This window comes from Colwellia sp. MB02u-9 (assembly GCF_014077085.1).
GTDB lineage: Bacteria > Pseudomonadota > Gammaproteobacteria > Enterobacterales > Alteromonadaceae > Cognaticolwellia.
On the sequence record NZ_JACGVF010000070.1, the window covers coordinates 136,027 to 148,438 of the forward strand.

Sequence of the window (12,412 nt, forward strand, 5' to 3'; positions counted from 1 at the left end):
TACGATGAATAATTTTGTGACAAAAAAAAACTTTATATTAGCCGATGAATTGGCAACAATCACTTTGGGTAAACAATTAGCTGATATTGTAAAAACAGAGTTGAAACAAGGGATTATTGTTTACCTAAATGGTGATCTTGGTGCCGGAAAAACTACCTTAACACGAGGTTTTGTGCAAGGAATGGGGCATGTCGGTAATGTTAAAAGCCCAACCTATACCTTAGTTGAACCCTATGACTTAGCAGACTGGCAAGTGTATCATTTTGACTTATACCGGCTAGCTGACCCTGAAGAATTAGAGTATATGGGCATTCGAGATTACTTTAATAGCCAGTGTTGTAGCTTTATAGAGTGGCCTGAAAAAGGTCAGGGCATGTTACCAGAGCCAGATATGATTATAGACTTGGCTTATCATGATGAGCAGCGTCAAGTTTCACTTTTGGCTAAAACAGTTTTAGGTAAACGCTTACTGTCAATTTTAGCGCGGTAGCGCGCTTTATTGCTCACAGATAGTTTCAGCGCAGTTCAATAAGAAAAGTAACAGCTAAAAAAGGCTGTTGAAAGGCCCTTAAAAGGTAAGTGATTCAATGCGTTTAGCAAGTTTTTCAACAAAAATAATAGTCATACTTATGCTCTGTCTAGGCATAGTAAGTATTGCTAACGCCAGCAACAGTATTGACAGTGTGCGGGTCTGGCCTGCGCCTGAAAATACCCGTATTGTTTTTGATCTTAGTCAACAACCTGATTTTAAATACTTTTCATTACAATCCCCTCAACGCTTAGTGATCGACTTTAAAAATAGTACAAACTATGTCGATTTAATGTCGGTGATAAAAGCTGACCGCCGAGTGAAAAAAATTCGCACTAGTCGCTCAAAACAGCAAGGAACGACTCGCTTAGTACTTGAGTTAGCGGATAACTTTCGTATCTCTGTATTTCCGCTGGCGCCTGCGGGGCAATACGGTGACCGGCTGGTTATTGATCTCTACGACAAACAAAGTCAGACCATTGCACAACACGACAATAGCAAAGGTAAACGCGACATCGTTATTGCCATTGTTGCCGGACATGGTGGTGAAGACCCAGGATCTATAGGTGCTGCAGGAACTTATGAAAAACGCATAACCTTAAAGATAGCGCAAAAACTCGCTAATTTAATTAACGAAAAGCAAGGTCTAAAAGCGGTGATGATCCGCAGTGGTGACTATTATGTTAACCATGATCGTAAAACTGAATTAGCCAGAAAATCCAAGGCTGATCTTCTTATTTCTATTCACGCTGACGCCTTTACCTCATCACAACCCAACGGCGCTTCAGTGTTAGTACAAGCTACGCGTCGTGCTGATTCAGAATTTAGCCACTGGATTCAAAACCGAGAAAAAAATTCCGAACTACTAGGTGGCGCAGGTGAAACCATTAGAAAAACTAAGGATAACAACTTAGCGATAGCACTAGGTGATATGAAGAAAGAATACACTATGGCAAGCAGTTATGATTTTGCTGAACATGTGGTTAAGCAGCTTAAGAAAGTCACAAGACTACATAAGCATAAGCCAGAACGTTTAAGCTTAGCGGTATTAAAATCTAATGATATTCCGTCAGTATTAATTGAAACCGGTTTTATTTCTAATCCACAAGAAGAAAGACGTTTAAATAATGCCAATCATCAATATAAGTTGGCTAAGGCAATATATATTGCGGTAGATGACTATTTCTCTCGTAATCCACCTGATGGCACATTAATCGCTGCGACACGATTTCGTGAACACAGGGTCAGCCGCGGTGAGTCGCTTTCTGTAGTTGCTCAGCGTTATAAAGTTTCCGTTAGAAAATTAAAATCAGCCAACAATCTCACATCTAATGTGGTTAGAATTGGCCAAACACTCAAAATACCACAGGCAGATTAAGCTTCGCATGACCATTGCCATATTACCCGCTCGCCTCGCCAACCAAATTGCCGCTGGTGAAGTCGTTGAACGTCCAGCCTCGGTTGTTAAAGAACTGGTAGAAAATAGTATCGATGCTGGCGCCACAAGCATTAAAATAGACATTGAAAAAGGCGGCGCCAAGCGCATTCGCATTATCGACAACGGCAAGGGTATTGCCAAAGCAGAGTTAGCGTTAGCGCTGAGCCGACATGCCACCAGTAAAATTAAAGACCTTGATGATCTTGAAGCCATCAGTAGTTTGGGCTTTCGTGGTGAGGCATTAGCCAGTATTAGTTCTGTCGCACGGTTAACTTTAACCTCTAAGCCTGAAGCACAAGCGTCAGCGTGGCAAGCGAATGCGGAAGGGCGTGATATGGCGGTGTCAATCAAGCCTGCTGCTCACCCAAATGGTACAACAATTGATGTGAGCGACTTATTTTTTAACACGCCAGCAAGACGAAAATTTTTACGCACAGAAAAAACAGAGTTTGCTCATATTGAAGAAGTGATTAAACGCATTGCTTTGGCAAATTTTGCTATTACTTTTGTGCTTACCCATAACCATAAAGTGGTTAAACAATTTCGCGTCGCTAATTCATCAATACAGCGTAGTAAAAGGGTTGCACAAGTTTGTGGACAAAAATTTATTGATCATGCGATAGAAATTAATTGCGAACATGATGGCCTACATTTACAGGGTTGGATTGCCCAACCAAGTTATTATCGTAACCAAAATGATCTTACCTACAGTTATGTTAATAATCGTATGATGCGCGATAAGTTAATTAATCATGCCATTCGTCAAGCTTATGCCGATTTATTGCCCAGTGACAGCTACCCTGCATTCGTCTTGTTTCTACAACTCGATTTTTGTGAAGTTGACGTTAATGTGCATCCGTCTAAACATGAAGTACGTTTTCATCAAGGGCGTTATGTGCATGACTTTATTTATTCGGTCTGTAATCGTGCCTTAACTAATGAGTTAGCGCTCAAGGTTGATAATAGTACCGGCGAAATTTTAACGCCTGATAACGAGGTTCAAAGCCCTCAACAAGCTGAGGTTCAAGCCCCTAGTTTCATTACCCCTTTACGGGCAAGTACTGATATTGATCGGCAAAGTAATGCCTTAGCTAGAGATCAGGCTGCAAGCCAAAAGGCTGAATATACCGCTGATAACAAAGACCCGCGAGTTAGCAGCAATTTTTCTCAAGCTAATGCGCGACATTATTCGACAAAAATAAATCCTCAAGCGAGCAAAGCCTACAGTGATTTAATGACACCATTAGCGCTTAATTCACAGGTAACTGAGCCTGAACTACCGGCCATAACCACTGATGTAGCACCAACAGCCGCCATGCCAATATTGGTAAATGCCGCATCATCAAGTAAAGATGAAATGACAGATGTGACAAAAATTTTATTCTGGCAGGCACCACATTACCTTGTTATTCAACAACGCCAGGCGTTACGTTTATTATCAGTGAACAAGCTCGAACACTTGTTACGGCTGCAAGTTATCCAGCAACGTTGGCATGAAAAATTGGTCAGTCAGCCGTTATTACTGCCAATAAAAATTAAGGTCAGTGAAAAAGTAGCAAAATTTGTGCAAATAAATGAAAAACAATTTCAGCATATGGGCATGGAAATTCGTCAGTTACAGACCAGCACATTACAAATTAGACAATTTCCTGCTTTGCTAAGAAATAAAGATATAGCTAATAGTTTTGATAAGCTAATTAAACAGTTAGACGTTGAAAATCAAGAGAGTGTCTACGCAGAAATTGATTGGCAAATGGCATTAGCTAGCCTTATGCTAAGCGAAGAATGTACGCAAGCACAGGCATTACAAGTTTGGCGAAATGCTGAAAGTGATTTTAATTGTCAATTTGAACAGCAACTACGCTTGAATTCGGTCGCCATAGACCTCACATCTTCAGTAAATGAGTTAGATAAAATATTACCGAAATGACTAAGCTGGCAAACCAAGAGCATATTGACGATAAACAGCCACCCGTTATTTGTTTAATGGGGCCTACCGCCTCAGGTAAAACTGCTCTAGCAATGGCATTATATGATGCTCTACCTTGTGACATTATTAGTGTTGATTCAGCGTTAGTTTTTAAAGGTATGGACATTGGTACGGCGAAACCAACAGCGGATGAATTAGCGGCTTATCCACATCAATTGATCGATATTAAAGATCCAAGCGAAAGTTATTCTGCCGCTGATTTTTGTCAAGATGCGCTTAAGGCCATTGCAAAAAGTCGAGAAAATGGTCGTATTCCTTTATTGGTCGGCGGTACTATGATGTACTTTAAAAGCTTGATTGATGGTATTTCGCCATTGCCTCAAGCTGATCAAAGTATTAGAGATATAATAGCGTTAGAAGCGGCTGAAAAAGGTTGGTTGGCTATGCACGAAGAGTTGCAAAGTTTTGACCCTGTTTCAGCAGAGCGCATTCATCCTAATGATCCGCAACGACTTGCAAGAGCGATAGAAGTTTATCGAAAAACAGGTAACACTTTGACACAATTGACCGAAATAAAAGGTGATAAAGTCAACGGGAATATTTTACAATTTGCGATAGCACCGAAAGAACGTAGTGACTTGCATGCACGAATAGAGTTACGCTTTACGCAAATGATAGCACAAGGCTTTGAACAAGAAGTTACTGGCTTGAAAGCAAGGGCTGATCTGGACCTTGACCTGCCGGCTATCCGCTGTGTTGGTTACCGACAAATGTGGCAACATTTAGCGGGCGACTATGATCACGATGAGATGGTTTTTAGAGGTGTTTGTGCAACACGTCAGTTAGCAAAAAGACAGTTAACCTGGCTACGGAATTGGCAAAATTTACATTGGTTAGATATGGAAGATGAAAATAATTTAAAAGTTATTTTATCGGCAGTAAGCAAACTTTAAACATTGATGTATAATTAAAACAGCTGTGTATTAACCAGCTAGTTTTATTGAATAATTTTAATAAAGTATTTTTAATAAAGTATTCAACAGAATATTTAACTTTCACTAAAAATAAAAAAGGTACCTAATAATGGCAAAGGGGCAATCTTTACAAGACCCATTTTTGAATGCGTTACGTCGTGATCGTATTCCTGTAGCAATTTACTTGGTTAATGGCATTAAACTACAAGGGCAAGTAGAGTCATTCGATCAGTTTGTAATTTTACTTAAAAACACCGTTAGTCAAATGGTATATAAGCACGCTATCTCAACGGTAGTACCCGCTAGAGCAGTAACTAGTATGCCAGTCCCACAAATGAATCAGGACATAGAAGATTAATGCAAAAAGTTAGTATTGTATTGAGTCGCTCATTTGTTTGATAGATATCAGGCAGGTGAGCGGGCTATACTTGTTCATTTAGATTTTCCCGATGATAATACCCGTGAAGACTTACAAGAGTTTGAAATGCTTGTAAGTTCTGCTGGTATAGGTGCGTTAAATACCATCACAGGTAAACGCGCTACTCCGCACCCGAAATATTTTGTTGGTACAGGTAAAGTGCAAGAAGTGGCTGATGCTGTGCGCATGTTCGATGCGAATATTGTCTTGTTTAATCATAGTTTATCGCCATCTCAAGAAAAAAACATTGAAGCCTTGTGTCAATGTCGTGTGGTTGATCGTACGACGCTAATTTTAGATATTTTTGCCCAACGAGCTCGAACTCACGAAGGTAAATTACAAGTAGAATTAGCACAGTTACGCCATATGAGTACACGATTAATACGCGGTTGGACTCACTTAGAGCGCCAAAAAGGTGGTATTGGTTTACGTGGGCCAGGCGAAACTCAGTTGGAAACAGATAGGCGTTTATTACGTGATCGTATGGTCAATATCCGTAAACGCTTGGGAAAAGTTGAAAAGCAAAGACAACAGGGGCGTCGGGCGAGAACTAGAGCTGAAATCCCAACACTTTCTTTAGTGGGTTATACCAATGCCGGCAAATCAACATTATTTAACCAAATAACGCAGGCAGGTGTGTACGCCGCCGATCAATTGTTTGCCACTTTAGACCCCACTTTGCGTAAAATTGAAGTAGATGAAGTTGGTCGTGTTATTCTGGCTGATACCGTAGGATTTATACGTCATCTACCCCATGATTTAGTGGCCGCATTTAAAGCGACGTTAACCGAAACAAGAGAAGCAGAGTTGTTGCTGCACATTATTGACATTGCTGATGAACGACGTAGCGAAAATATTGAACAAGTAGAAGAAGTTTTAAAAGAGATAGAAGCGGGTGATGTTCCACAACTATTGATTTGTAATAAAATAGACCAGTTAGATGATGTTGAACCCAGAATTGATCGTGATGATCAAGGGCTACCGATTCGTGTTTGGCTGTCAGCCCAGAAAGGCATTGGCATTGAGCTTTTATTTCAAGCACTGTCAGAACGATTAGGTAAAAAAATTATCAAACACCTACTTTGTTTACCGCCTAGTGCCGGTAAACTTCGTGGTCAACTTTACCAGTTAAATTGCATTACTGATGAGCATTATGACGAGCATGGTAATTGTTTATTAGATATAAAATTACCGGTGAGAGAATGGAATCAGTTACTAAAACAAGACGAAGCAGAAATAGAGCACTTTATTCACACTTAACAGACTGATATATTAGCGTGGTTAATATAGCAGTTAGCGCATTAATTTTTTATAGCGGAGAATAGCATGGCTTGGAATGAACCGGGGAACAATGAGAAAGACCCCTGGAAAAACAAAGGTGGCAAAAATCAAGGCCCACCTGACTTAGATGATTTATTAAAAGATATCGGCAATAAATTTGGCGGTATTTTTGGTGGCAACAAATCAGGAGGCGGTGCGGGGAAAAACTTTTCTAGTATCGGCATCATGGTAGTGCTTATTGTGGCGATTTTGGGCTATGCCTTCGCTGGTTTTTTTACCATTAAAGAAGCTGAAAAAGGTATCGTTTTACGTTTTGGTCAGTATGCTGGCACGGTAGAACCTGGTTTACGTTGGAAGTGGACGTTCGCTGAACGTATTATTCCAGTTGATATGCAAACCACACGTAACCTTCCTTCTTCTGGCTTTATGCTAACAAAAGATGAGAATGTTGTTCGTGTTGAAATGCAAATTCAATATCGTGTAGTTAATGCACGTAATTATATTTTCAGTGTTACTAATGCTGACGAAAGCTTAAGTGAATCGCTTGATAGTGCTTTGCGCTATGTGGTTGGTCACTCAAGAATGGATGACATTTTGACCAGTGGTCGTGAAGCTGTGCGCCAAGCGGTATGGACAGAGCTAGAAGAAATTATTAAACCTTATAATTTAGGTTTGATTGTTGTCGATGTTAACTTCAAGGACGCTCGTCCTCCTGAAGAAGTCAAAGACGCTTTTGATGACGCCATTGCTGCACAAGAAGATGAAGTGCGTTTCTTACGTGAAGCGGAAGCGTATGCAAGAGGCATTGAACCTCGTGCTCGTGGTCGTGTTAAGCGTTTAGAGCAAGAAGCATTAGCTTATAAAGCGCAGATACTACTTGATGCAGAAGGTGACGTTGCTCGTTTCAACAAGTTATTACCTGAATATCAAGCAGCACCTGAAGTTACCCGTCAGCGTATGTATTTAACGTCGATGGAAAAATTTTATAGCAACACCAGTAAAGTAATGGTTGATGTTGACGGCGGCAATAGCATGATTTATCTACCACTAGATAAAATTATGCAACAGCAGTCTAGTAGTCAACGTGCTACGCAACAATCAGTACCGGCGATAAACCAGTCGTCAAATAGTACTAATACTGCACCAGCATTATCCGGTCGTAATGATCGTTTCAATAATGGGAGAGACTAAGCCATGAAGAATTTTATATTGGCAATTATTGCCTTAATACTTGTGCTAACAGTTTCGTCTGTTTTTGTTGTGACTGAAGGCCAACGTGGCATAGTTTTCCAGTTCTCAAAAATTACGCGTGACGGTGATACCGGCGACATGAAAGTTTATGAGCCAGGTTTACACTTTAAATTTCCATTTATTAACACAGTACGTAAACTTGATGCGCGTATTCAAACCTTGGACGAAGAGCCAGATCGTTTTGTAACATCTGAGAAGAAAGATTTAATGGTCGACTCATTTGTTAAATGGCGCATTGTTAACTTTTCAACCTATTATTTGCGTACTTCAGGTTCAATTGAGAACGCTCGCGCGTTATTGAAACAGAAAGTAAATAATGGCTTACGTACCGAGATTGGTACACGTACGATTAAAGAAATTGTTTCTGGCGATCGAGATGACATCATGGCCCAAGCATTAGAAAGTGCTACCAGTAGCCGTGAAGATTTAGGTATTGAAGTGATTGATGTTCGCATCAAAGCTATCAACCTACCTACAGAGGTCAGTAATTCAATTTACGAACGTATGCGTGCTGAACGTACTGCTGTGGCGAAAGAACATCGTTCACAAGGTCAAGAGCAAGCTGAAATCATTCGTGCCACTATTGATGCTAAAGTAACGGTTATGTTAGCAACAGCACAGAAGAATGCACAAGAAGTTCGTGGTGAAGGTGATGCCCTAGCAGCAAAAGTCTATGCCGACTCTTATACACAAGATGCTGAGTTTTATAACTTCTTCCGTAGTTTAGAAGCTTATGAAAACAGTTTTAGCTCTAAGAGTGATATTTTAGTTATTAAACCTGACAGTAATTTCTTTAATTACCTAAAGAATGGTAAAAAAACTAATTAGTAGTTAAGGTTAAAGAGTAATTTAAAAGCCATGACATTGTCATGGCTTTTGTGTTTTTATCACTTGAAAAATGTACTCAAAGTGTTCTAGATTTGGTTTTCATTGTATGGATTTATATAAGGAATTTACATGCTATCTACGTTGCTAATGGCATTGGCTATTGCGTTAATTATTGAAGGAGTGATTCCGGCACTATTTCCGAATAAATGGCGAGCCTATGTTTTAAAACTAGCCAATGAACCGGTTAATACTATTCGTCAAATAGGTTTATTTTTGCTGTTAATCGGTATTATGCTGTTTTGGACAGTAAATTAATTCCTTTGCTAACTCTGCACTACCACAGGTTTTTTTAATAACGCATTAAAATTCAACAATTATTGCTTGGACTCAATATTGATATTTGATAGAATCCTCGCCTAATTTTCTTACCAAAATGTGAACATGGGTAAAAACGTCGTAGTTCTAGGCACCCAATGGGGTGACGAAGGTAAAGGTAAAGTCGTCGACTTACTTACTGATAAAGCGAAATATGTAGTGCGCTATCAAGGTGGCCACAATGCGGGTCACACACTAGTCATTGATGGTGAAAAAACCGTTTTACATCTTATTCCATCTGGCGTATTACGTGACAACGTAAAATGTTTAATCGGTAACGGTGTTGTTCTTTGTCCTAAAGCACTTATGACAGAAATGGCCATGTTAGAAGAACGTGGCGTACCAGTACGTGACCGTCTTTTAATCAGCGATGCATGTCCATTAATTCTTCCTTATCACAACGCATTAGATGCCGCTCGTGAAAAAGCGCGTGGTAGCAAAGCTATTGGTACTACAGGCCGTGGTATTGGTCCAGCTTATGAAGATAAAGCTGCTCGTCGTGGTTTACGTGTTGGTGATTTATTTTGTGCAGAATCATTTGCGGTGAAATTAAAAGAAATTATGGAATACCATAATTTTGTTTTAACGCATTACTACCAAGCTGAGCCAGTAAGTTATGAAGAAGTACTTGCTGATGCTATGGCTGTTGCTGACATAATTAAAGGCATGGTTGCTGATATCTCTGAAATGCTAGATCAAGCGCGTAAAGCGGGCGAATCTATCATGTTTGAAGGTGCACAAGGTACATTGCTTGATATTGACCACGGAACATATCCGTATGTCACCTCATCAAACACCACAGTCGGTGGCGTTGCTACTGGTAGCGGCTTTGGTCCACTTTACTTAGACTACGTGCTAGGTATTACTAAAGCATACACAACACGTGTTGGTTCAGGTCCTTTCCCAACTGAATTAAATGACGAAGTGGGTAATCACTTAGGCACTGTAGGGCATGAATTTGGTGCAACTACTGGCCGTGAACGTCGTTGTGGTTGGTTTGACGCGGTCGCTATGCATCGTGCGGTGCAAGTTAACAGTATTAGTGGTTTTTGTTTAACTAAGCTTGACGTTTTAGACGGCTTAAAAACATTAAAAATATGTACTGGCTACAAAACAGCTGAAGGCGACATTATTACTGTGCCACCAACAGCAGCTGAAGGTTACGAAAAAATTACCCCAGTGTATGAAGAAATGCCAGGTTGGAGTGAAACCACCGTTGGTGCTACGTCTATTGACGCTCTACCAGCTAATGCGATTGCTTACATTAAACGTATTGAAGAAATTACTGGCGTACCTGTTGATATTATTTCAACTGGCCCAGATCGTATCGAGACCATGATTTTAGTTAATCCGTTTGACGAATAATTAAATTTCTACGTTTTAATCACTTTTTAAAAACCACCTGCTAGGTGGTTTTTTTATCGCTAAAATTCAGTCACTATTTACCTCTGCATTTTTAAATCCCTTTGACTAATTTAACCAATCTATTGTTTCACCAGCAAAAATGGATAAATACAAGACATAAAATGTAGTCAGTAGTTATGCTACTTAGCAGTTTTATAATACGGTATTTTCTGATGTTAACCCTTTTAAGTGAGTAGATAATTAATCCACTCGGTATGGCAAGCTAGTGGCAATATCAGCATTAAAATTTAGCTTAAGCCTTTTTAATCTGGGCGAGAGCATAGTTATAAAGATCATTAAAAGCATGGTTAACACTATAGTTAAAAGTAAAGACAGATCTACTTTGGTTAATTTTGTTAGTCAGTATGAAATGATACAAATTCACAAAGCTTTACAAGTAAAACAAGCGGCTTAAACTTAATCTATATAATTAAACTGCTTATGGTTTGATAAAGTATGCTAATCGCTATTTTGATATCAATAGTTAACGCTTTATGTCCAATATTTAGCTAGGTTATGTGAAATATCAAACTATTCAGGCTATATTAATTATAGCTTGTAGCGAATTAATATATACAAAACAGCTTGAAATTAGACATCGCATTGCAATAGTATATAAATAACCATAATAGCTCTAACGTAAACTCACGCATAAGACTCACACATTAGGAATAAACATGACAGATCTTCGCCAACAAGCACTTGATTATCACCAATACCCAACGCCGGGCAAAATTAGTGTTGAATTAACGACCCCTGCTGAAACAAGCAAAGATCTCTCGCTCGCTTATAGCCCTGGTGTTGCCGAACCTGTTCGCGCCATTGCTGAAAATCCTGATGACGTTTATAAATATACCGGCAAAGGCAATACCGTTGCTGTTATCACCAATGGTACCGCTATTTTAGGTTTAGGAAACTTAGGGCCAATGGCCTCTAAACCTGTGATGGAAGGCAAAGCGTTATTGTTTAAACGTTTTGCTGGCATTAATTCGTTTGATATTGAAGTTAACCATAAAACCGTTGAAGACTTCATTAACACGGTAGCTAATATTGCTGACAGCTTTGGTGGCATTAACTTAGAAGATATTAAAGCACCTGAATGTTTTGTTATTGAAAAGGCGCTCATTGAACGCTGTAAAATACCGGTATTTCATGACGATCAACACGGTACTGCTATTGTAACGGCAGCGGGAATGATAAATGCGCTAGAAATTCAAGGTAAAGAACTTCGACACGCTAACATTGTTTGTATGGGGGCTGGCGCTGCAGCCATTGCCTGTATGGAACTGTTGATTAAATGTGGCGCACAACGTGAAAAAATTTATATGCTCGACACTAAAGGTGTTATTCACACCCGCCGTGACGATTTAAATGAATATAAAAAATTATTTGCTAACAATACGGATAAGCGCACGCTAGAAGACGCCATCGATGGTGCTGACGTATTCATTGGTGTATCTGGCCCTAATTTACTATTACCTTCACACATAAAGCTTATGGCCGCTAAGCCCGTGATTTTTGCTTGTTCAAATCCAGATCCAGAAATTAAACCTGAACTGGCTATGGCAACACGCGATGATTTAATTATTGCTACCGGTCGTTCAGACTACCCAAACCAAGTAAATAACGTACTTTGTTTCCCCTTTATTTTCCGTGGCGCTTTAGATGTGCGCGCACGTATCATTAATGATGAAATGAAAATTGCCGCCGTACATGCCATTCGCACCTTAGCAAAAGAGCAAGTGACGGCAGAAGTATTAGCGGCTAGTGGCTGTGACGAGTTAAATTTTGGTAGAAATTACATTATCCCAAAACCTATGGACTCACGTTTACGTTCGGCTGTCGCTATTGCGGTTGCACAAGCAGCAGTGGACTCAGGTGTAGCGGCACTCGCAATGCCAGCGAATTACCAAGGCTAACGGTTACGCTTGTAAGCAATGTAGCCTTAGATCGAGAATGAAATAGAAGGGAAGCTTATTGCTTC

The 12,412-nt window shown here is 39.8% G+C and carries 11 protein-coding genes; all 11 read left to right on the forward strand.

What is annotated here, in order from left to right:
- Nucleotides 1-4 precede the first annotated feature (4 nt).
- The 11 genes from tsaE to H4J65_RS04260 all read left to right on the forward strand — a co-directional run bounded on the left by tsaE (nucleotide 5) and on the right by H4J65_RS04260 (nucleotide 12,347).
- On the forward strand, nucleotides 5-490 hold the full coding sequence (gene tsaE, locus H4J65_RS04210) for a tRNA (adenosine(37)-N6)-threonylcarbamoyltransferase complex ATPase subunit type 1 TsaE (protein WP_220460886.1): 486 nt from the start codon (nucleotides 5-7) through the stop codon (nucleotides 488-490).
- Nucleotides 491-587: 97 nt separating this feature from the next.
- Entirely contained in the window at nucleotides 588-1,907 is a 1,320-nt protein-coding gene (locus H4J65_RS04215) for an N-acetylmuramoyl-L-alanine amidase (RefSeq protein WP_182195852.1), read from the forward strand.
- A gap of 7 nt (nucleotides 1,908-1,914) precedes the next feature.
- On the forward strand, nucleotides 1,915-3,897 hold the full coding sequence (gene mutL / locus H4J65_RS04220; protein WP_182195857.1) for a DNA mismatch repair endonuclease MutL: 1,983 nt from the start codon (nucleotides 1,915-1,917) through the stop codon (nucleotides 3,895-3,897).
- Complete coding sequence (miaA, locus tag H4J65_RS04225) at nucleotides 3,894-4,850, forward strand: tRNA (adenosine(37)-N6)-dimethylallyltransferase MiaA (protein ID WP_182195860.1); 957 nt, start codon at nucleotides 3,894-3,896, stop codon at nucleotides 4,848-4,850. The genes mutL and miaA overlap by 4 nt, the downstream gene beginning before the upstream one ends.
- A gap of 130 nt (nucleotides 4,851-4,980) precedes the next feature.
- Nucleotides 4,981-5,229, forward strand: coding sequence for an RNA chaperone Hfq (hfq, locus tag H4J65_RS04230; protein WP_182137317.1), 249 nt, complete (start codon nucleotides 4,981-4,983; stop codon nucleotides 5,227-5,229).
- A 33-nt stretch (nucleotides 5,230-5,262) separates the two neighbouring features.
- On the forward strand, nucleotides 5,263-6,549 hold the full coding sequence (gene hflX, locus H4J65_RS04235; RefSeq protein WP_182137318.1) for a ribosome rescue GTPase HflX: 1,287 nt from the start codon (nucleotides 5,263-5,265) through the stop codon (nucleotides 6,547-6,549).
- 66 nt (nucleotides 6,550-6,615) lie between these two features.
- Nucleotides 6,616-7,761 carry an FtsH protease activity modulator HflK gene (hflK, locus tag H4J65_RS04240; RefSeq protein WP_182137319.1) on the forward strand — a complete coding sequence of 382 codons (1,146 nt, stop codon included), beginning with the start codon at nucleotides 6,616-6,618 and terminating at the stop codon, nucleotides 7,759-7,761.
- A gap of 3 nt (nucleotides 7,762-7,764) precedes the next feature.
- Nucleotides 7,765-8,649 carry a protease modulator HflC gene (gene hflC / locus H4J65_RS04245; RefSeq protein WP_182137320.1) on the forward strand — a complete coding sequence of 295 codons (885 nt, stop codon included), beginning with the start codon at nucleotides 7,765-7,767 and terminating at the stop codon, nucleotides 8,647-8,649.
- Between the two features lie 129 nt (nucleotides 8,650-8,778).
- Nucleotides 8,779-8,964: a DUF2065 domain-containing protein gene (locus H4J65_RS04250; RefSeq protein WP_182137321.1), complete on the forward strand. Its 186-nt coding sequence runs from the start codon at nucleotides 8,779-8,781 to the stop codon at nucleotides 8,962-8,964.
- Nucleotides 8,965-9,090: 126 nt separating this feature from the next.
- Nucleotides 9,091-10,389: an adenylosuccinate synthase gene (locus H4J65_RS04255; protein WP_182137322.1), complete on the forward strand. Its 1,299-nt coding sequence runs from the start codon at nucleotides 9,091-9,093 to the stop codon at nucleotides 10,387-10,389.
- A gap of 716 nt (nucleotides 10,390-11,105) precedes the next feature.
- On the forward strand, nucleotides 11,106-12,347 hold the full coding sequence (locus tag H4J65_RS04260; RefSeq protein WP_182186207.1) for a malic enzyme-like NAD(P)-binding protein: 1,242 nt from the start codon (nucleotides 11,106-11,108) through the stop codon (nucleotides 12,345-12,347).
- The last annotated feature ends 65 nt before the right edge of the window (nucleotides 12,348-12,412 follow it).